The following is a 20,754-nucleotide window of genomic DNA, read 5'->3' on the forward strand; positions in this document are numbered from 1 at the left end:
ATGACCGAGGCGCCGGCACCCCGTGACGAACGGATCACCGCCGCGACGTTGGAACTGCTGCGCGCCAAAGGGCCGAAGGCAGTCACCGTCGAGGCAGTCGCCGCGCTGTCGGGGGTGGCGAAGACGACGATCTACCGCCGATACAGCAATCGCGGTGAAATGCTCACCTCGTCGTTGGGTTCGATCGCCGAGCCGGAGTTACCCCCGGGCACCGCGAGCCTGCCGACAGTGATGCGATGGGTTGTCGAACAATCCCTGCACGTCGTCGACGTGAGTATCGGACCAGGAGGTGTGGCCGCACTGCTCACCGACGACGATCCGGAATTCACCACCCTGATCCGCTCGCTGCTCGTACAGCATCGCCATCGACTGTCCGAGGCGCTGAGCCGAGCGCTCGAGGCCCAGGCACCGCGATCGGACCTCGACGTCGAAACCTTCCTGGACATGATCGTCGGTGCCTATCTCGCGGAGATCGCGCGCAGCGGCGGTGTCCGAGACGACTGGAGTGAGCGGGTGCTGTCCGTGCTCACCGCCGGTGCTGTTCCGCTGGACTGAATTCCTGTGGCCTCCGCCACAGACGTATTCCTAGCCTCGACTCATCCGAGGAAGGGATCCGGAAATTGCAGCCGCTCGTCTGTCACACCTGTACCGCTCGTGTATCCGTCGCGAAGTACAGCCCCGCCCACACGAGCATCCAATGGACCGCCGAGGCCTCGCGTACATGCCGGGAAATGGCCGCACTGACAGGGGTCGGTCACGCCGGCTACCTGCCGCGCTGCGAATCCCTCGACCGCACGGTGGACGACGCGGTGGCCCGCGGTCAGATCGCGCCGTCCACGCGGTCCGAGCCGGCGGTCGCGCCTCTTGCCGCCGGCTCGGACCGGCGTCCGCTCCGGTGACCCCAGTCCACAGCCAGTCCGTTCGATCTACCCACACATCACTGGAGAACCCATGACCGTCGAACCAGAGCGAATCGAGATCCGCACCATCGAAACCGGAACGAATCCGGCGCGTTTCGCCCGCGGCTGGCATTGCCTCGGCCTGGCCAAGGATTTCCGGGACGGCACACCGCACCAGGTCGAGGTCTTCGGTACCGAGGTCGTCGTATTCGCCGACTCCACCGGCCAGATCCATGTGCTCGACGCGTACTGCAGGCATATGGGCGGCAACCTCGCACGTGGTGAGATCAAAGGCGACACCATCGCCTGCCCCTTCCACGACTGGCGCTGGAACGGCAACGGCCGGTGCGAGGCGGTCCCGTACGCTCGCCGCACCCCCAAGATCGCCCGCACACGAAGCTGGACCACCATGGAGCGCAACGGCATTCTGCTGGTCTGGCATTGCCCGCAGGGTTCCGAGCCGCCCGCCGAACAGGCCATCCCGGAGATCGAGGGATACGAGGAGGGGCAGTGGAGCGACTGGACCTGGACGACGATCCGGGTCGAGGGGTCACACTGCCGCGAGATCGTCGACAATGTCGTCGACATGGCGCATTTCTTCTACGTGCACTATCAGATGCCGGAGTACTTCAAAAACGTTTTCGACGGCCACATCGCCGGACAGCATATGCGCTCCTACGGTCGCGACGACATCCAAACCGGTGTGCAGATGGACCTTCCCGAAGCGCAGACCATTTCGGACGCCTTCTACTACGGTCCCTCCTTCATGCTCGACACGATCTACACCGTCGCCGAGGGCACCACCGTCGAGTCCAAACTCATCAACTGCCACTACCCGGTCAGCTCGAACTCGTTCGTCCTCCAGTTCGGCACGATCGTCAAGAAGATCGACGGGATGACCGAGGAGCAGACCGCGGAGATGGCCACACTGTTCACCGACGGGCTCGAAGAGCAGTTCAAGCAGGACATCGAGATCTGGAAACATAAAACACGCATCGAAAACCCGCTGCTCACCGAAGAGGACGGCCCGGTGTACCAGCTTCGCCGGTGGTACAGCCAGTTCTATGTCGATCTCGAAGACGTCACTCCGGAGATGACGCAACGCTTCGAGTTCGAGGTCGACACCGGCCGCGCGCTCGAGTCATGGCATCGGGAAGTGGCGGCGAACCTGTCAGCTTCCGGCGAGTGATGTCGCTGTCCGCCCCGCCCCGGCCGGGGTGGGGCGGGGGCGCATCCCGTCGACGAACACCGAGATCACGGTGCGGGCGAGGCCGGACAGGGACCGCTGTGAATCCGACCGGAACCAGCGGGAGGCGTGCCAGACCGCATCGTAGAGAAGTTCCCGGAATGCCTCGGGATCGATATCTCCGCGGAGCTCGCCGGCCTCGACCCCCTCTCTGATGGCCTCGCGCCAGGCGACCTGCATGATGTCGGCGGTCGCCGACATATCGGCCTCCACCACACGTTCCCGCATATATTCGCTTTCGCGGCGCCAGATCGCTGTGGCGCCGTGATACTCCTCGCTGGTCGCCAGCGCGACCTCGGTAAGCGCCTCGAGACGTTCGATCGGTGGCAATTCCCGTGCCAGCACAGCCTCGCAGCGCGCCGCCAGGTCCTCGATGTACTCGCGGATGAGTTCGGTGACGATCGCTTCCTTGGACGGGAAGTAGTGGTAGAGCGCGCCCGAATACACCCCGACCGCGTCGCCGATCTCACGGATGGTCGTCGCGGAAATCCCCTTACGGGCGAAGATCTCGGCCGAGCGGTCGAGAATCAGCTTTCTGCGTTCCTGCGGGTTCACGGTCATCCCCTGTCGGATTCGGGCGCGACTTGCCGGTCCGGCCGATTGTGCCACACCTCATTGATCAAACGGTCAATGGGTCCCGGGCTCCGCTACATCACCGGGTCATACGCCGGCGGTGGACGGCGGCCAGGCACTCGTTCGCCGACCACCGCTCATCCCGCGCGTTGTGCGGAGCCGTACTCGTCGTGGCTGCGCCAGATCGCATGCGCCGCGGATCGGACCGAGATGGCCAGCGGTACGAAATCCACCCTGTCGACCGGGCCGGTCACCGAGACGGCCCCCACGCAGGTTCGGCTGTTGCCGATCGGGGCGGCCACACAGGCGATGCCCGCGACGCATTCCTCGCGTTCGTAGGCCACGCGCTGCTGACGGATGCGGGCGATCTCATGGCGCGGTAGCACCTGCGTTCCCCCCGATGCCGGAACCGCGGCGGCCGCATATGCGGCGGCCCGATCCACGCCGGCATGGGCGATGAGCGCCTTGCCCAGCGCGGTACGCGAGGCCGGCTGTCGTCCGCCGATGCGCGAGGGGAGGGCGATCCGCCCGTAGCCGACCTTGTCGAGGTAACGCACGTCGTTGCCGTCGAGAACAGCCAGATGGACGATCAGCCCGCTCGTCGCGTGGAGTTCGTGCAAGATCGGATGCGCGGCCCGGTGCAGGCGGTCGTGCTGCTGCGCGAGGGCTCCCCACTCGAACATCGAGCGACTCAGACCGTACATCCGACCACGCCTGCCGACCCACCCCAACTCGACGAGCCGGGAGAGCATCCGGTGCACAGAGGAGCGCGGCAGGCCGGTCCGGCCGGACAGCTGGGACAGCGTGAGTTCGGCGCCGTCGCGGAACTCGTCGAGCAGAGTCGCGACGCGGTCGATGACAGCCGGAGAGAAGTCGTCGCCGTTCTTCATTGAACCTCCATCGGGAGCAGGCCGCGCCGCGGCCGGAAACCACAGGGCTATTGATCAAGCGCTCAATCAATGGCTGAGGCGACAATAGCAGGACTGTGACGTGGGTCGAAACCATTCGGCGCTTATACCCTTGTGCCCACGATCACAGGAGCGGAGAAGACGGGACCGCCTCAGGCGGAGAGCTGTGACACCACCATGTCGGCGGCCACAGCGAGGTCGTGCACGGCGCCCTCCGGAGTCCGCCCCGCCGGGCCGGCCAGCGAAAGCGCGGCGGCCTCCTGCCACCCGGCATCGAAGGCGAGCGCGACGCAGCGCACCCACTCCCCCGCGCGGCCTCGTATAACACTGTCCCGGACCACGGGCCCACACCCGTCACGTAGCGCCAGCAGAGCGGCACCCTCGACGGTCCCCCGCGCCGGAAGACGCTGCCCGACGCGGGCACACAGCGCCGAAGCCGCCCACCGGCCACCGATCAATTCGAGAAACAGCAGTTCGTCACCGTCGAGAACAGTCAGTTGAACGGTCATTCCGGTGCGTTTGCGCAGCTGGTACATCGTCGGGGCGGCGGCCCGGTAGATCCGATCGTGCCGGCGCGCCTCGGAGCCGAGTTCCACCAGCTTCGGCCCGAGGTGATAGGCGGTACCGTTCCGCCCCAGCCAGCCGACCTCCACCAGCTGCGACAGCAACCGATGGGCCGACGACCGGGGAAAGCCCGCGCGCTCGGCCAGCTCGGTGAGTGTCAGGGTCTCGCATTCACGGAAAGGTTCGAGCAACAGAAGGACCCGCCCCATAACGGTCTGGGATCGGTTGTCTACAGCGGTCACGGGCAACTCCGGCAGCGAGATGGACAGAATTGATTGATCGGACAATCAATTATGACCGACGCGGCAGCGGACCTCCACAGACCGTTCATCCCAGCGAGACAACCACACCGAAGAGCACCGCGACGATCGTCGCGGTGCTCTTCGGTGTCAGGGCTGGCCGTGCGCGGTTCAGCCGGCCGTCGGAATGAACGCTTTCAACGGCTCGGAGCCCGACTGATCGTGACCCCAGTACGCGTCCGCGGTGATCTCCTCGGACGTGTAGTAGCGCTCGTCCACGAGCATCCCCTCGGTCCCGAATTCGAGATCCCATCCGCCGGGCGCGCGGACGTAGAACGAGATCATCTTGTCGTTCGTGTGCCTGCCCAGCGTGGACGAGATCGAGAACTTCTGCCGGTTCACCCGGTCCAGTGCGCGGCCGACCGCGTCGAGGGTGTCGACCTCGGTCATCAGGTGCACCAGGCCCGGTTCGGCCGTCGGCGGGGCCGGGCACAGCGCAAGGCTGTGATGGCGCCGGTTGATCCCGAGGAACCGCACCCGGCTGTGGCCCTCTTCGTCCAGCCGGATCGAACCCCGGGGCAGGAAACCCAGTACCCGGGTGTAGAAGTCGTACGATTCGGCGAACTTCGCCGAGGGCAGCACCACATGCCCCAGGCCGTGCTCCCCGGTGACCCATCGTCCGGCGAACGGAGTGACCAGCGGGCTGTGGTCGAGGACCGGGCCGAAGAACACCTCGAGGCGCGTCCCGGCCGGATCGTCGAACGCGATGGCCTGCTCCACGTCCAGATACGCGCATTCCGTCCGTGACAGCACCTCGACGGTGTGTCCGGATTCTTCCACGGCTTCGCGCACCCGCTGGAGCGCGAACTCGTCACGCACTTCCCAGCCGACGGCCAGCGCCCGATCGGAATCTCCGGGCAGGATTGCGATACGGGCGCGGCGTTCGTCGATGCGGGCGTACAGCCCGTCCCGTTCGGGACCGGAGCCGACGGCCATGCCGAGGCCGTCGATGAGCAGTTCACGCCAGCGCGCGACATCCTGGCTCTGGACCCGGAGATACCCGAGACCGCGGAGTTCTGTCCTGGAGAGTTCGGTCATTGTTTCCTCCTCGAAAGCGAAGGGATGTCAGATCATTGCGCGGTACGGACCCTGCGGGTCACCGCCCAGCTGCGCGAGTGCCGCCGCGTGGTAGGTCGTACCCGGCACATGAATGGCGTGCGTCAGGCCGACATGGGCATCGCGCCAGAACCGCTGCATCGGCGTCTTCAGATGCACCGCCGCACCACCTGCCCGGGCGAAGACCTCATCCATCGCCCGCACCGCGCGCCACGCCGCCGAGATCTGGGTGCGCCGGCCGATCGCGCGTTCCTCGAATCCGATCTCCTCGCCGCGCTCGGTCTTGTCCCAGAACCGGTCGACCGTCTCGAGCAGGGCGAGCCGGGCCGCGGAGATCTCCGCCGCCGCCTCGCTGACGGCGAACAGGACATAGGGGTCTTCTTTGATGGGCACGCCGGTGACCTGGACACGCTCCCGCTGCGCCGCGATGTAGCAGGCGAGCGCTCCCTCGGTCATCCCGATCAGCGACGAAGTGATGCCCAACGGGAAGAGGCAGGAGAACGGGAAGCGATACAGCGTCTCATCGCGGCCCGCATGCCGCCAGCCGTTGCCGCTGAGCACGATATCGGCGTCGATCGTGCGATGCTCCGGGAGGAAGGCGTCCTCGACGATCAGATCTTTCGAACCGGTACCGCGCAGACCGAGCACATTCCAGCTGTCGTGGTCGATCCGGTAGTCCGAGCGCGGCAGCACCACATGCAGCACCGCGCCGGTGCGGTTACCGTCCTTGTCGCCGACCGCGGCGCCGATCATGATCCAGCCGCAGTGGTCGGTGCCCGAGGAGAACGACCAGCGGCCGTTGAGGATGTATCCGCCCTCGACCGGGACCGCGATGCCCATGGGTGCGTACGGCGAAGCCATCCACATATCGTTGTCCGCCCCCCAGATCTCCTCCTGGGCCCGGGGGTCGAAGAAGGCCAGCTCCCACGGATGCACGCCGACGATTCCCGCCACCCAGCCCGCGGCGCCGTCGAGGGCGCCGAGGGCCATGACGGTTTCGGCGGCCTCGCGGGGATGGCCTTCCGCACCGCCGTACTCCTTCGGCTGGAACATACGCACGATGCCCGAGTCACGCAGATGTTTCGCGGTAACGTCCGGCAGCCGCATCAGCGCCTCGCCCTCCGCGGCTCCAGCGCGGATCTCCTCCGCGTGCGCCATGATGCTGTCCAATACCTGGCCCATATACGACTCTCCTGGGATTCGGCCCATCGAGGAGCCGGGGAAAACCGGTGTTCCTCCGGAACCGGTCGGGGACGAACTGATCGGCCCGCGCGGCGCGCGGGGCGCGATCTGACAAACATGACAGCCATGAGATGGCGGCACACCCGGGTTTCCGTTGAGCGGAAGGCTCGAGGTTCGGCGCCGACCATGTCGGTAGAACAGGAGACCGGGCCGCCCGCACGAGCGCCCGGAGGCTTTGGAGAGGATCGATATGACCGACACCGCGGATTTGGTGAACACCCTGCTCGACCGGGTGCGAGCCCTCGAGGACAAAGCCGCTGTCCACGAAGTGCTCACCGCCTACGGGCCCGCCGTAGACGCCGGTGACGCCGACGCGGTCGGCCGGTTATGGGCCGAGGACGCCGTATACGACATCGATATCCGGGTGATGGAAGGACGCGACGCGATCACCGAGATGGTGCGCACCGCACCGCATCAGGACTACATCCACGAAGGCTGTGGGCACCTGCTCGACCCCGTACACATCCGGATCGACGGCGACACCGCGGTGGCGACCTGTCATTCGCTGCTGCTGCGCCGCGACGTGGAAGGTGATTCGTTCCGGGTGTGGCGGGTCACCGCCAACCGCTTCGAACTCGTCCGTACCGACGGCACGTGGCTGATCCGGCGCCGCACCGCGCGGCTGCTGGACGGCAGTGCCGCTGCGCGGGACCTGCTGGGCCGCGCGGGCCGTTGAGCCGGCCGCCGGGCAGGCGGTACAGCAGATTCCCGCGGACGCGCTGAAGGCTGTGGCCGACGTCGGAGTCGCGAGCATCGGCTGCGGCCGGCCCGGCAGATCGGTCCGGTACTGAGCAGTCCGAGTAACAGGATTTCCCCTCCGGGGGTTCGCCGCGCGGGCGCCGGCCCGGCCGCCGGTGGGTCAGTGCAGGGTGCCTTCGTGAACTGCGCGGTCGAACGACGTCAGCGGCGCTCCGGTGCGCAGCGTCGTCGCCAGTGCCGGATCGGCGAGATGCATGCGTCCGATCGCGATCAGATCGAACTCACCGGTCTCGATGCGGCGTTCCACCTCGCCGATATTGTCGACCACTTCCGCAGCGCCCTCGATCCGGCTGTCGCGTAGTGGCTTCCCGAGGCCGACGCTGCCCACCGCCATGGCGTGCGCACCCGTGAGTTTCTTGGCCCATCCGGCCAGCGACAGGTCACTGCCCTCGAACGCCGGCAGATCGAAGCGCCGGATGCTGGCGTCGAAGACATCCACCCCGGCATCGGCGAGCGCTCCCAGGATCACCTGGAGTTCGTCGGGCGTCTCGGCGATGCGTGCGGTGTAGTCCTGCTGTTTGTGCTGGGAGAAACGGAAGAAGATGGGCAGCTCGTCGCCGACGGCGGCGCGGACAGCTTCGACCACCAGGGCGGGAAACCTGCTGCGCGCCAACGGCTCACCGCCCCACCGGTCGCCCCGGGTGTTGGTGTCGCGCCAGAGGAAAGAATCCAGCAGATAGCCGTGACCACCGTGTAGTGCGATACCGTCGAAGCCGATCTCGGCCGCGTTGACCGCGGCGCGCGCGAATGCCGTTACGATCTCGGCGATATCATCCTCGGTCATCGGCCGCGTGAGCCGGGCGGCACGCGCGACATAGTCGTCGGGATAGGACGTGGTGCCCACGGTGCCCCACCGCCCGGACGGCCGCATCGGCGTGATCGCCGGGTCGACCGCACTCATCGCGCCCCAGAGCGGTCCGACGTGCCAGAGCTGCGGAACGATCCGCCCGCCTGCCGTGTGCACCTCGTCGACCACGGTCCGCCAGGCGGTCAGCGCGTCGTCGCCGTACATGCGGGGCACCCGCGGATTGTCGACCGCGGCGGGGTGGTCGATGGCGACGCCCTCGGTGATGATCAGGCCGGTCCCCCCGGCGGCACGACGCCGGTAGTACGCGGCGACATCGGGGCCGGGAACCCCGGCAGGTGAAGCCGACCGGGTCATCGCGGACATGACGATCCGGTTCGGCAGTTCCAGGGAACGGATGGTCAGCGGCCGGAACAGAGCGGCATGGTGCTCGTTCATCGTGTATCACAGGGCTTTCGCGAAACGGAAGAAGTCCGGCGGGGCATCGACCCGCAGGCGGGTGAGCTTGCGGTAGCCGATCAGCCACCGCCCGTCCACTTTCCGGTACTCCTCGTGGTAGTGGCCGTACCCGTGCAGGTGCAGTTCCTCATCGCCGTCGGACCACCAGAGCAGGTCTTCCATCGCCCAGACACCACGGGCGGTGGTGGACGAGGTGAACTCTATTTCCGGGGTGTGCCCGTGATGCACCGTGGTCACCGGCACCGGGCCGTCGAGCAGCGCCCGGATCGTGTCGGCCAGAACTCGGTTACCGATTACACGGTTCGTGGTGCCGCCGCTGCGGGGTTGTTTGTCGTCGGGGAGTCCGCCCCATGTCTCGCTGATCACGTCCTCGGTGTGCAGTCCGGCATACCTGTGCCACTGCTTGGTGTCCATGTATCGCAGACGGGCGGCGAAGACACGCTTGATCTCTTCTGTCGCCGACACGGCTTCGTCCGCCGAGAGACCGGGCGGACGATGGTTCGACGTATATTCCGACATGGCTGAGCACACCTTCCTAGGCGCTGAGCAGATCTGCACGCGGGTCGATCCCGAACTTGCCCCGGAAGAAGATCATCGGCGCTTTCCGGGTGACGGTTTCCAGCTCCAGCACCCGGCCGATCACCACATCGTGATCTCCGGCCCGGTGCACCTCGGATACCTCGGCGTGCACCCGCATGAGCACACCGGGCAGCGACGGAGTCGACCACTTCGAGGTCTCGCAGTCGAGCCCGTCGAACTTGCGTCCGTCGCGCGAGCCGAACCGCGCGCACAGGTCGGTCTGGTCCTCGTTGAGCACATTGACGGTGAAAAGTCCGGACGCGCGGACGCGCGGCCAGGAGCGACCCCGGTGATCGGCGCAGAAGAGGATGAGGGGCGGGTCGAGCGACACCGACGCGAACGACTGGCAGGCGAACCCGACCGGGCCGTGTTCATCCTTCCCTGTCACCACGGTCACTCCGCTGGCGAATTGGCTCAATGCGCTGCGCATCGCGGCCGGCGACACCGATTCCATGGTCATCCGACCTACCTCCGGTTCCGTTGTGTGTTCGCAGGCTCGACTGCGTCGACGCTGCGAGCGTATGGCCGGCCGGTAACGGCTCCCAGCCTCCTCTCGCTCAGTGGAAGCCTTCGCCGGACGAGAAACGTCCGCTTTTCTCGCTCAACGGAAGCGGCGCTGTCGTGCCCGCCGCCGCCTGGCACCCTCTCCCTCATGAGCACCGACCCGTGCGACGAGCGCAGCCACGGAGCACTCCGGCAGCACCGCGTCCGCGGCCGGCGCTCGCCGAGACCGACGCGCCCTACCGGGTGCGGATCGCATTCGAAGTGGTCGGGTACAGCACGCCGGTCATCTCGACCGGGAAAGCCGTGTTCGCCGGAGTGGAAGGGCAACAGCCGCGATGACAGCGATCGATACGCCGGAAACGATGGAACCGCCACGGAGTGCACGTTCGGTCCTGGTGACCGTCGCGGCGGTGGTGGAGGAAACCGATGACGCACGCTCGCTGGTGTTCGATGTCCCCGCGGATCGCCGAGCCGAGTTCGGCTACCGGCCGGGTCAGTTCCTGACGCTGCGGATTCCGAGCGACCGGACCGGTTCGGTCGCCCGGTGCTATTCGCTGGCGAGTTCACCCTTCGCCGGCGAACCGCCGAAGGTGACCGTCAAGCGCACCCGGGACGGCTACGCCTCCCACTGGCTGTGTGACAACGTGGTCGCGGGTGACACGCTCGAGGTCCTTCCGCCCGCGGGTCTCTTCACGCCCACGAACCTGGACGATGACCTGCTCCTGTTCGCCGCGGGCAGCGGCATCACCCCGGTGATCTCGATCCTCAAATCCGCGCTGACACAGGGATCGGGCAGGGTGACACTCGTCTACGCCAACCGGGACGAGAAATCGGTCATCTTCGCGCGCGAACTCCGTGAGCTGGCCGTCCGGCACAGCGACCGGCTCTCGGTCACGCACTGGCTCGAGAGTGTCCAGGGCCTGCCCGCCGCCGCGCACCTGGCCGCCCTGATCGCGGCACATCGGGATCACTCGGTCTACCTGTGCGGCCCGCAGCCGTTCATGGACACCGTCCACGACGCGGCCGCCCGCGCGGGCATGCCCCGCCACCGGGTACACGCCGAGACGTTCACCTCGCTGGCGGGCGATCCCTTCGCCGCGGTCGAGCTCCCCGAGGCGGCCGAGGATTGTGCCGACGCGGCGATCGTCTCGGTCGGTCTCGACGGAGTGGAGCACGAGTTCCGCTGGCCGCGGTCGGCGACCCTGGTCGAGGTGCTGCTTTCCAAGGGGTTGACCGTGCCCTTCTCGTGCCGCGAGGGCGAATGCGGCTCCTGCGCCTGCACGCTGAGAGCGGGTGAGGTCGATATGGGCAACACCTCGGTCCTCGACGAGGAGGATATTGCCGACGGCTATATTCTGGCCTGCCAGGCCAGGCCGATCAGCGAGGAACTGCGCATCGAGTTCTGATCAGACCCGGGGTCAGTGCATTCCGCCATAGTAATCGGGTTCGCGGACCCACTCGTGCGTCGACCGGGTCAGGCGGGTGCTTCGCCCTCGAACCCGGAGGCCCAGAACCGGCCGCGCAGCGACAGGTCGCGGAGCATATTCGTGACCTCTTCCGGTGACATCGTGGGAGTCTCCGGCTCCAGCCACCACTGCAGGACCGTGATCTGCTCACCGACCCAGGCCCGGGCCAGCAGATCGATATCGATATTCGGCGTGGCCCCCTGCGCCTCCGCGCGCGCGGCGAACACCACGGCAGCGATAGCGGCCCGGTCGTCGATGAACCGGCGCAGCGCGCGCCCGTCGCCCTCGCCGCGCAGGATCACCCGGTAGGTATCGCGCTCCTCGGCGGCGTGCCGGAACATCTCCAGGATCGGCTTGCCGGTGAACCCGACCGACGAGGTGGAGACCAGCGGCCGCTGCCGTTCCTGTAGTTCGTCGATCAGGTCGGTGACGATGTGGTTGAGCAGGTCGTCTTTGTCGGTGTAGTGCGTATAGAAGGTGGCGCGGCCGAGATCGGCGCGCGCAGTGATGTCCTCGACGGTGACGCTCGCGTAGCCACGTTCGAGGACCAGCGAGATCAGGGCATCACGCAGCGCCCGTCGGCTGCGGCGGACCCGGCGGTCTTCGGCTGGCACGGGTTCCCTTCCTGGTAGAGATCCGTCTTCGATCGAGCATATCGCGTGCATTGACAGAGCCGCTGTAATTAGACAACATGTCCAATTACAGGCACCTTGTCGGTTTGGAGTTTCGATGAATCTGGGCGGTTATCTGACCCGCAGCGCCACCTTCTGGCCGGACCGGGAAGCGCTGGTGTGCGGCTCGGCGCGCTGGACCTACCGGCAACTGGAGGCCGAATCGAACCGGCTGGCGTCGGCACTTCTGGCCCGGGGGCTGGCTCCGGGCCAGGCGGTGGGCACCTATGCCGCGAACTCGGGCGAGCTGGTGGTCACCGAAATGGCGCTGTCCAAGGGTGGTTTCGTCCGCGTACCGGTGAACGCCCGGCTCGGCGGCGACGAACTGGCGCATATCCTGCGAGATGCCGAGGTCCAGGTGCTGTTCGTCGACTCCGCGCACGCGGAGACGGCGGCCGCCGCGACAGCGCGAGCCGGTATCGACTGCGCCCTGATCGACTACACGGGCACCGTGGCGGGCACGGAGCGCTATCAGGAGGTACTCGGCACCGGATCGGCAGACCCGATCGCCGTGGATGTGTCCGCGGATGCCGCGGCGGTGCTGAACTACACCTCGGGCTCCACCGGAAAACTGAAGGCGGCGGTGCAGACGCACGGCAACCGGCTGGCCAATATGCGCAAGCGCTTGATGAGTCCGTCCGGATCGACGCAGTCCGACGATCGATACCTCGCTCCGGGGCCGATCACCCACGCTTCGGGCATGATGCTGCTGGCCGTTCTGGCCCGGGGCGCCACCGTGGTGATCCTGCCGGCGTTCGATACCGAGCGGTTCCTGCGCACTGTCGAGTCCGAGCGGATCACCACGACTTTCGTGGTGCCGACCATGCTCACGATGCTCATGGAACACCCCGCGATCGCCGATGTGGACCTGTCGAGCCTGCGAGTGCTCGGCGTCGGCGGCGCCCCGGTGTCGCCGCAGCGGTTGCGTGACGCGGTGCGCGTGTTCGGGCCGGTGGTCATGCAGGGCTATGGTCTGGGCGAGACCACCAGCGGGATCACCGTACTCACCACCGAGGATGTGGTGCGCGGCATCGAATCGGATCCGGAATTGCTGAAGTCCTGCGGCCGGCCGGTTTTCGATACCGAGGTCCGCGTCGTCGACGAGGCGGGAAAGCCGCTGCCCGCGGGTGAGATCGGCGAAATCATCGCCCGCGGCCCGGACTGCGTCCGCGAGTACTGGCACGAACCGGAACTGTCGGCGGAAACCTTCCGGGACGGCTGGGTACACACCGGCGATATCGGCTACTTCCGCGGCGACGGCTACCTGTTCATCGTCGACCGCAAGAAGGACATGATCATTTCCGGCGGTTTCAACATCTACTGCAGCGAGGTCGAGGCCGCACTCTACGAACACCCCGATATAGCAGAGGTGTGTGTGGTCGGGGTGCCCGACGAGCAGTGGGGGGAAGCGGTCAAGGCGGTGGTGGTGCCCCGCGCGGGCACGACACCCACCGAACAGGAACTGATCGCCCACTGCGCGGACCGGCTGGCCCGGATGAAGAAACCCCGTTCGGTGGATTTCGCGGCGAGTCTGCCGATCAACCGCAACGGCAAGATCGACCGCCGCGCCGTCCGCGACAGCTACTGGGCCGGCACCGGCCGACGCGTGAACTGACAGGAAGATTCGATGACCTTCACCCTCAGCCCGACCTACGACGACAACCCGCGGTTGCGGGATCTGGTACAGCGACTGCGCGACTACCTCGACGGCGAACTCGCCGACTACGAGGCCGGACTCGGCCTGACCCGGGAATCCCGCTACGGGCGCGAGGTGCTGGAACCGGTGTGGCGACGCAGCCGGGAACTGGGTTTCTACGGGATCCACCTACCCGTCGAATACGGCGGGCAGGGACTGACTTTCACCGAGCTCGCCGCGCTCAAGGAAGAAGTCGGCGCCTCACCCCGGCTGTTCTCCTCCTCGGTGCTCGGCGATATGGGCGGACCGCTGCGCGTGGGCTCCATCTTCGAGTACGCCACGCAGCACCAGCTCGAGAAATATCTGCTGCCGGTGCTGCGCGGGGAACGCGCGTGCTGCTTCTCGCTCACCGAGCAGGACGCCGGGTCCGATGTGCGCGGCATCCTCACCACCGCGACCCCGGAGGGAGACGGGTGGCGGCTCAACGGTCACAAGGTGTTCTCCAGCGCCGGCCCATTCGCCGACTTCTCCATCCTGGTGGCCCGGATGGCCGATACCGCGGGCGAGCCCACCGATACGTTCTCCGCCTTCCTGGTCGACCTCGATACACCGGGGTGCACCGTGGCCGACGGGTCGACGCCCATGTCGGGTGAGCACATCGAAGCCGACATCGTGCTCGACGACTGCTATATCGGCCCCGATCAGTTGCTCGGCGAGCTCGGGCAGGGGCTGCGGATCGGACTGGGCCGGGTCACCGTGAACCGTCTGCTGCACTGCCCCACCGCGCTCGGCGGTGCCCGCCGGGCGCTGCGGCTGTCCCTCGACTACGCCAGAACCCGCCAGGTCAACGGCGCGCCGCTCGGGATGCTCCAATCGATTCAGCACCGGCTCGCCGATATGGCCGCCGACTACTACGCCGCCCGCTCGATGACCTACGACGCGCTCGCCGCGCTCGACGCCGGGGCGCGACCGCGGACCGAGGCCTTCCTGTGCAAACTCTTCGTCGCGGAGAAGGCCTTCGCCATCGCCGATCACGCGGTGCAGATCCACGGTAAGGCCGGGGTGATCCGCGGCGGTGAGATCGAGGGCCTGTTCCAGAAACTGCGGATGTTCCGCATTCTCACCGGCTCCTCGGAGATCCAGCGCAACGGGATCGCCCGCGAACTGCTGCTCTCATGACCTCCGCGCTCGATACCGGGACCGAACGGGAGCCGGACTACCGCTTCACCCTCGCCAACGAGCGCACCTTCCTCGCCTGGATCCGGACCGCGCTCGGCCTGGTCGCCGGCGGAATCGCGGTCGGCCAGCTGTATGCGGCCGGGGCGGCGCCGGTCGTACACAAGGCGATCGGCGCGGTCTGCGCGGTGCTGGCCTGCCTGATCGCGGTCGGCGCCTTCGGGCACTGGCGCCGGGTGCAGCGGGCCATGCGCCGCAATGACCCGCTCCCCCGACCACCGTTGATCGCCGCGACCGTCACCGGGGTCTGCGTGGCCGCGCTGCTCTCGGTCGCGCTGCTGGCGCTGTGACCGATGAGGGGTTACAGCCCGAGCGGACGGTCTTGGCCTGGCAGCGTACGGTGCTGGCCGCAGCCGTGGTGCCGGCGCTGCTCGTGCGCGCGCTCACGCGCGAACCGTCGGCGGCGGCCCTGCTCGCGCTGGGGGCCGCATCCGTGGTCCTGGTCGCACTCGCGGCCGCTGCCCGGGTGCGCCGCAGGCGCGCCCCGGCCGATCCGCGGCCCATGCCCCGGCTACCGGCCGCGGTGATCTGTGCGGGGATCGGACTGACCGCCGGTTGTGTCTTCCCGCTGCTCTTCTGAACCACCCGTTTCCGACCCCGGCACCGCGCTGCGACGAACTGGAGATCGCCATGACCAGAACCGTGAACCCCTCCGATATGGCGTGGACGCGCGGGTTCCTCGACCCCGTTCACGTGCGGCAGCACGTCACGACCATCCGCGAGATGAGCCCGACCCGCACCGTGTGGCGCGGTCCCGGGGGCCCGCGCCCGCTCCCTCAGGCGTCGGCGGAGTTGGACGAACTCCCGATCCGCTGGACGTGGGATCGTACGGTGCCGCTGAGCCGGGCGCTGCACGAATCCGATACCGACGCACTGGTCGTGATGCACCGCGGCCGGGTGGTGTATGAGCAGTACCTGCACGGGTACCGGCCTCACGAGCCGCATCTGAACGCCTCGCTGACGAAGTCCTATATCGGATTGCTCGCGGCGCTCGTCGAGGACCAGGGGTTGATCCGGCGCGCGGCGACCGCCGAAGCGTATGTACCCGAACTCGCCGGCACCGGATTGGGCGCGGCCACCCTGCAGCAACTGCTGCATATGACGACCGCGGTCGATTTCGGCGGCCGGCCCTACGACCGGGTCCTGGAGGCGCACCGGTTCTGGGCGGTGGTCTCACCAGGTCTGCGGCCGGCCGGGTACACCGGCCCCACCACCATCCTCGGTCATCTGGCCACCAGTCGCGCGACGGGCGCGTTCGGGGCGGAGTTCCGCTACGACAACGCGAACACCGAAGTGGTCGCCGAGGTATTGCGGCGGGTCACCGGCGTCCCGACCGCCGAGTTGTTCGGTGAACTGGTCTGGTCGCGGATCGGCGCGGCCGAGGACGCCTATTTCGTCGTCGATTCCGCGGGCCGGGAAATGGCCTGTGGCGGATTCGCCGCCACCGCTGCCGACGGGGCGCGGGTGGGTGAGATGCTGCGCTGCGGCGGCGCCGTCGAGGGACGGCAGGTCGTTCCGGAGGCCGTGGCCCGGTCGATCACGGCGGTGCCCGACGGCCCGACCCGGCGGGTCCGGCTTCCGCGTGATCCGGTCGACACCCCGGCTCGGCTGGGCTACCACGACTTCTGGTGGATTCTCGACGACGGCCTCGGCTCGTATATGGCCAGCGGTATCCACGGTCAGCGGCTGTACGTCTGTCCCGGCCGGGAACTGGTGATCGTGCATTACGGCGCGCATATCCTCTCACCTGCCGTGCCACCGCCGCCGCTGGTGCCGCTGTTCGCGCAGATCGGCGGCGCTCTGGCCGGCGCGCCCTCGTGAGCCGGCCTTCTACCAGCACATTCGAATCTTACTGAACAATTTGTCTTGTTATAGACAACATATCCAGTACTATTCAGTGTGACTCGCCGCACACGGACCGGGTGTTTCCACCCCGGGCACGCGCGCGGATTCTTCGAGAAGGACATCCCAATGACGCGACTCGCGGATCTCACCGCGCCCGGCAACCGGCTCCGGCGCGGAAAGAATCTGGCCCTGCTCACCGGCTCGTCCGCGATGGACAATGCCGAGGCCAATGTGACCTCGGTGCTGTTCCCGCTGATGCGCGAAGCCCTCGGCCTGTCGAACTCGGCACTGGGCACGATCGTGGCCGTCGGCAAAGGTGTCGGCATGGTCGCCGGGGTGCCGTGGATGTTTCTCGCGACCCGCTACCCCAGAAGGACCGTGCTGGCGATCTGCGCCGGATTCTGGGGAGTGTGGTCGATCGCCGCGGGCACCGCGAACAGTTTCGGCCAGTTCGTGGTGCTCTACGGTATCGCCGCGGCCGGGTTCGCCGGAGCCGGGCCGATCGCGCTGGCGATCCTCGGCGATATCTACGACGACCACCATCGCGGGCGCGCCACCGGCGCTCTCTACGGCGGGGTCGCGCTCGTCACCGGGATCTCCGGGCCGGTCTTCGGCCTGCTGTCCGGTTTCGCGAACGGCTGGCGCTACGGTTTCTATCTCTCCGGCGCGATCACCCTGGTGCTCGGGGTGCTGATCCTGTGCTGTCTCGACGACCCGGCAGCGCACGCCCGGCACGACGCGGAGATGCCGACCCTCGCCCGGATCGAGGACCGGGCCCGTGGCCTTCGCGGCTCGCTGCGCGAACTGTTCGCGATTCGTACCTTCCGTTACGTCCTGGTGCAGCGGGTGTTCTCCGGGCAGAACGTGATCATGAGTTTCGCCGCGACATTCATGGTGACCGAGCGCGGCCTCGGCACCGCGACCGCGGCGGCGATCGCCCTGCCCTTCGCACTCGGCTATATGGCGGGGACCTTCGGGGGCGGTCGGCTCAACGATCTGTGGCACCGGGCCCGGCCCCGCACCGGCCGGATCGCCATGCTCCAGGTGAGTCAGCTGGCCTTCGCGGCAGTGGCGTTCCTCGCCACGCAGCTGGTCTGGGAGCAGACCGCGGTCTACGTGGCGCTGTTCACCGTGCTGGGCTTTCTCCAGGGTCAGGTACCCGTCACGAACCGGCCGCTGATCATGGCGGTGGTGCCCCCGCATCTGCGCGGCCTCGCCTTCGCGGTCTCGGTGTCCACGGTCGAGGCCCTCGCCTACGCCGGCTACGCACTGCTGGTCGGGCGCCTCGGTGACGCCATCGGGCTGCAGGGGGCGCTACTCCTGGTCACGGTGCTGCTGACCACCGCGAACGGGATCTGTTCGGCGGCGCTGTACCGACCCTACGCGCGCGACAGCGCTGTCATCGCCGCCCGGTGGCCGGGGCCCGTCCCGCTCGCGCCGGCCCCTCCGGCGGGCACCGGCGCGAAGTGACGGGCCGAGCTCTCGTGTGCTGTGTATTCGTCCGCGGACAGTAGGTGAGTGGAGATCATGTCGGAAATCAATGCAGCAGGCGGCGCCCCCGCCGGACCGGAGGCCGGAGGCCGCCCGTGGATGTCCCGGCGCGGGGTGCTGGGACTGGGCGCGGCCGCGCTCGCGGCCACCGCGGTGGGTGCCACCGCCTGCGACTCGTCGCCCGCGGACGCCCACACCTACGCGGAGGTGACCGAGCCGAGCGACCATATCGTCGAACAACACCGGCAGGCAGCGCAGACCCTGCCGCTCTCGGACACCGCGGACTTCGCCGACGCAGACCGGGGCCGGATCGCCGGGCTCGACCCCGGTGTCGTGCGCGATTCCACCGGCAAGGTCGTCTGGGACAACGATTCCTACGCGTTCCTGCGGGACCCCTGTCCGCCGTCGGTACATCCGAGCCTGTGGCGCCAGTCCGGACTGGTCGCCAAACAAGGTCTCTACGAGGTGGTTCCGGGCATCTATCAGGTGCGGGGCCTGGACCTGTCCAATATGACACTGGTGGAAGGCGCGACCGGTGTCGTCGTCATCGACCCGCTGATCTCCCGGGAGACCGCTGCCGCCGCGCTGGCGCTGTACCGGGCGCATCGCGGCGACCGCCCGGTGACAGGGTTGATCTACACCCATCCGCACGTCGACCATTTCGGCGGCGCGCTCGGCGTGACGACACCCGACGATGTCCGGTCGGGCCGCTGTCCGGTACTCGCGCCGGCCGGTTTCCTCGAACACGCCGTGGCCGAGAACGTCTACGCGGGCCCGGCCATGGCCCGGCGGTCCGCATACATGTACGGCGCCGCGCTGGACCGGGGCCCACGCGGGCAGGTGGGCTCCGGCCTGGGCCAGACCACCTCGACCGGCGCCATCGGCCTCATCCCGCCCACCCGCGATATCACGCACACCGGGCAGGAGGAGACCGTCGACGGTGTGCACATGGTGTTCCAGCTGACCCCCGGCACCGAGGCGCCCGCCGAGATGAACTTCTACTTCCCCGCACACCGGGCGCTGTGCACGGCCGAGAACGCCACCCACACCATGCACAATCTGCTCACCCTGCGCGGCGCACCGGTACGTGATCCGCGCATGTGGGCCGCGTATCTGACCGAGGCGATCAACCTCTTCGGTGGATCGGCCGACGTCGCGTTCGCCTCGCATCACTGGCCGACCTGGGGCGCGGAGCGGGTCGTCGAATTCCTTGCGCTGCAGCGTGATCTGTACGCCTACCTACATGATCAGACGCTCCGCCTGATCAATCAGGGCTACGTGGGCAGCGAGATCGCCGAGATGCTGCAGCTCCCGCCCGCCCTGCGCGCCGCCTGGCACACCCGCGGCTACTACGGCTCGGTGAGCCACAACGTCAAAGCCGTATACCAGCGCTATATGGGGTGGTTCGACGGAAACCCGGCGCATCTGTGGGAGCATCCCCCGGTCGAATCGGCCACGCGGCACGTCGCGGCCATGGGCGGCGTGGAGGAGGTTTTGAGGAAAGGCCGCCGTGCCTACGCGGAGGGTGACTACCGCTGGGTGGCCCAACTGGTGGACTACGTCCTTTTCGCCGACCCGGCGAATATCGCGGCGAAACAGTTGCAGGCCGCGGCTTTCGAACAACTCGGCTACGGTGCCGAGAATGCCACCTGGCGCAATTTCTACCTCTCCGGAGCGGAGGAACTACGAAACGGACCGTTCGGCACGCCGACCACCTCGGACAACGCGGGGCTGCGCGCGGCCCTGACCGTCGATATGGTCTTCGACGCGCTCGCCGTCCGTCTCGACGGCCCCAAGGCCTGGGATCGGCGGATGATCGTGGATTGGCGGATCAGCGACGAACAGCGCACGCACCGGATGGAACTGCGCAACGGTGTCCTCGTCCATTACGATCTGCCCACCGGACACCGAGGCCCCGCGCCCGACGCCTCGTTCGCACTCACCAGGGCGATGTTGCTCGGGGTGCTGCTGGCGGGCCGGGATGTCGCCGACGCCGTCCGGGCCGGGAGTATCGGTGTTACCGGGAACCCAGGGGTGCTGGCCCAGTTGAAGGAATTGCTCACCACTCCCGACCGCAACTTTCCCATCGTCACCCCCTGACCCGACCGTGGCCGGGTACGCGCGGGCTCTTCGTCACTGCCGATAGAGCGACACCCGGCAAATCGGACAATAGGAACTATATGCGTATTTCGGGCGCGCCCGATACTGCAGACCGTGCGCAGTAGCCGCATTCCGGGGTGCGCAACAGTCGCCGCGATTCCTTGTCCGCCGAGGAGCGCACCCCCGCTCCCGACGATGGCATTCCTTCGACGACACCCCCGCCCGGGCGGATGAAGAAGAAGTATCGCCGGTACGGATAAACACCTCGACGTCGACACTCGGAAACATCCGGCCGACCGAGTCGGAAATCCGTTACGAGAACTCTCTTTCTGACACACGCTTACCGGATTTCGGTGCGCGAACTGTTGGCAAGGTGTAACGAATTCCTCTGTTGTTGTTTATCGGAACGTGACGTC

At 67.5% G+C, this 20,754-nt stretch carries 21 protein-coding genes; 12 read left to right on the forward strand and 9 right to left on the reverse strand.

Going from position 1 to position 20,754, the window contains the following annotated elements; translation table 11 throughout:
• From NS4_RS06110 to NS4_RS06120, 3 genes are all read left to right on the forward strand, one after another.
• Positions 1 to 555: a TetR/AcrR family transcriptional regulator gene (locus tag NS4_RS06110; RefSeq protein ID WP_063058510.1), complete on the forward strand. Its 555-nt coding sequence runs from the start codon at positions 1 to 3 to the stop codon at positions 553 to 555.
• Positions 556 to 731: 176 nt separating this feature from the next.
• Positions 732 to 899: a hypothetical protein gene (locus tag NS4_RS33245; RefSeq protein ID WP_245665122.1), complete on the forward strand. Its 168-nt coding sequence runs from the start codon at positions 732 to 734 to the stop codon at positions 897 to 899.
• 52 nt (positions 900 to 951) lie between these two features.
• Complete coding sequence (locus NS4_RS06120) at positions 952 to 2,088, forward strand: 3-ketosteroid-9-alpha-monooxygenase, oxygenase component (RefSeq protein WP_063058512.1); 1,137 nt, start codon at positions 952 to 954, stop codon at positions 2,086 to 2,088.
• Here NS4_RS06120 and NS4_RS06125 read toward each other — a convergent pair.
• From NS4_RS06125 to NS4_RS06145, 5 genes are all read right to left on the reverse strand, one after another.
• Positions 2,071 to 2,700: a TetR/AcrR family transcriptional regulator gene (locus NS4_RS06125; protein WP_063058659.1), complete on the reverse strand. Its 630-nt coding sequence runs from the start codon at positions 2,698 to 2,700 to the stop codon at positions 2,071 to 2,073. The genes NS4_RS06120 and NS4_RS06125 overlap by 18 nt on opposite strands.
• Positions 2,701 to 2,855: 155 nt before the next feature.
• Positions 2,856 to 3,608, reverse strand: coding sequence for an IclR family transcriptional regulator (locus NS4_RS06130; protein WP_063058513.1), 753 nt, complete (start codon positions 3,606 to 3,608; stop codon positions 2,856 to 2,858).
• 170 nt (positions 3,609 to 3,778) lie between these two features.
• Complete coding sequence (locus NS4_RS06135; RefSeq protein ID WP_157105914.1) at positions 3,779 to 4,432, reverse strand: IclR family transcriptional regulator; 654 nt, start codon at positions 4,430 to 4,432, stop codon at positions 3,779 to 3,781.
• A gap of 168 nt (positions 4,433 to 4,600) precedes the next feature.
• A complete protein-coding gene (gene bphC / locus NS4_RS06140; RefSeq protein ID WP_063058515.1) occupies positions 4,601 to 5,527 on the reverse strand; it encodes a biphenyl-2,3-diol 1,2-dioxygenase in 927 nt (308 codons plus the stop codon).
• Positions 5,528 to 5,554: 27 nt separating this feature from the next.
• Entirely contained in the window at positions 5,555 to 6,727 is a 1,173-nt protein-coding gene (locus NS4_RS06145; RefSeq protein WP_063058516.1) for an acyl-CoA dehydrogenase family protein, read from the reverse strand.
• Between the two features lie 250 nt (positions 6,728 to 6,977).
• Here NS4_RS06145 and NS4_RS06150 point away from each other — a divergent pair, with 250 nt between their 5' ends.
• Positions 6,978 to 7,463 (forward strand): nuclear transport factor 2 family protein, encoded by a 486-nt coding sequence (locus tag NS4_RS06150; RefSeq protein WP_063058517.1) that lies wholly within the window; start codon positions 6,978 to 6,980, stop codon positions 7,461 to 7,463.
• Between the two features lie 183 nt (positions 7,464 to 7,646).
• Here NS4_RS06150 and NS4_RS06155 read toward each other — a convergent pair whose 3' ends face one another.
• Genes NS4_RS06155 through NS4_RS06165 form a run of 3 tightly spaced genes read right to left on the reverse strand, consistent with a single transcriptional unit; the run spans position 7,647 to position 9,849 of the window.
• Entirely contained in the window at positions 7,647 to 8,789 is a 1,143-nt protein-coding gene (locus tag NS4_RS06155; RefSeq protein ID WP_063058518.1) for an oxidoreductase, read from the reverse strand.
• 6 nt (positions 8,790 to 8,795) lie between these two features.
• On the reverse strand, positions 8,796 to 9,329 hold the full coding sequence (locus NS4_RS06160; RefSeq protein ID WP_063058519.1) for a nuclear transport factor 2 family protein: 534 nt from the start codon (positions 9,327 to 9,329) through the stop codon (positions 8,796 to 8,798).
• Positions 9,330 to 9,345: 16 nt separating this feature from the next.
• Positions 9,346 to 9,849: a flavin reductase family protein gene (locus NS4_RS06165; RefSeq protein WP_063058520.1), complete on the reverse strand. Its 504-nt coding sequence runs from the start codon at positions 9,847 to 9,849 to the stop codon at positions 9,346 to 9,348.
• 379 nt (positions 9,850 to 10,228) lie between these two features.
• Between NS4_RS06165 and NS4_RS06170 the strand changes: the two genes are divergently transcribed.
• Positions 10,229 to 11,299, forward strand: a complete 1,071-nt coding sequence (locus NS4_RS06170; RefSeq protein ID WP_063058521.1) for a ferredoxin--NADP reductase — start codon at positions 10,229 to 10,231, stop codon at positions 11,297 to 11,299.
• Positions 11,300 to 11,367: 68 nt separating this feature from the next.
• On the opposite strand, the gene NS4_RS06175 is transcribed toward NS4_RS06170, so the two are convergent.
• Positions 11,368 to 11,973, reverse strand: coding sequence for a TetR/AcrR family transcriptional regulator (locus NS4_RS06175; protein WP_157105915.1), 606 nt, complete (start codon positions 11,971 to 11,973; stop codon positions 11,368 to 11,370).
• A gap of 115 nt (positions 11,974 to 12,088) precedes the next feature.
• On the opposite strand from NS4_RS06175, the gene NS4_RS06180 reads away from it, so the two are divergent.
• From NS4_RS06180 to NS4_RS06210, 7 genes are all read left to right on the forward strand, one after another.
• Positions 12,089 to 13,645, forward strand: coding sequence for an acyl-CoA synthetase (locus NS4_RS06180; RefSeq protein WP_063058523.1), 1,557 nt, complete (start codon positions 12,089 to 12,091; stop codon positions 13,643 to 13,645).
• 12 nt (positions 13,646 to 13,657) lie between these two features.
• On the forward strand, positions 13,658 to 14,845 hold the full coding sequence (locus NS4_RS06185) for an acyl-CoA dehydrogenase family protein (RefSeq protein WP_063058524.1): 1,188 nt from the start codon (positions 13,658 to 13,660) through the stop codon (positions 14,843 to 14,845).
• Positions 14,842 to 15,192 carry a YidH family protein gene (locus tag NS4_RS06190; protein ID WP_063058525.1) on the forward strand — a complete coding sequence of 117 codons (351 nt, stop codon included), beginning with the start codon at positions 14,842 to 14,844 and terminating at the stop codon, positions 15,190 to 15,192. Before NS4_RS06185 ends, NS4_RS06190 begins: the two co-directional genes overlap by 4 nt.
• A complete protein-coding gene (locus NS4_RS06195) occupies positions 15,189 to 15,482 on the forward strand; it encodes a DUF202 domain-containing protein (protein WP_063058526.1) in 294 nt (97 codons plus the stop codon). The genes NS4_RS06190 and NS4_RS06195 overlap by 4 nt, the downstream gene beginning before the upstream one ends.
• 50 nt (positions 15,483 to 15,532) lie before the next feature.
• The gene (locus NS4_RS06200) at positions 15,533 to 16,723 is read left to right on the forward strand and encodes a serine hydrolase domain-containing protein (RefSeq protein WP_063058527.1); all 1,191 of its coding nucleotides are present in this window, start codon (positions 15,533 to 15,535) and stop codon (positions 16,721 to 16,723) included.
• A gap of 150 nt (positions 16,724 to 16,873) precedes the next feature.
• A complete protein-coding gene (locus tag NS4_RS06205) occupies positions 16,874 to 18,217 on the forward strand; it encodes an MFS transporter (RefSeq protein ID WP_063058528.1) in 1,344 nt (447 codons plus the stop codon).
• Positions 18,218 to 18,274: 57 nt separating this feature from the next.
• Positions 18,275 to 20,338 (forward strand): alkyl/aryl-sulfatase, encoded by a 2,064-nt coding sequence (locus NS4_RS06210; protein WP_245665124.1) that lies wholly within the window; start codon positions 18,275 to 18,277, stop codon positions 20,336 to 20,338.
• Positions 20,339 to 20,754 lie beyond the last annotated feature (416 nt).

It is taken from the genome of Nocardia sienata NBRC 100364 (assembly GCF_001613205.1).
Taxonomy (GTDB): domain Bacteria; phylum Actinomycetota; class Actinomycetes; order Mycobacteriales; family Mycobacteriaceae; genus Nocardia; species Nocardia sienata.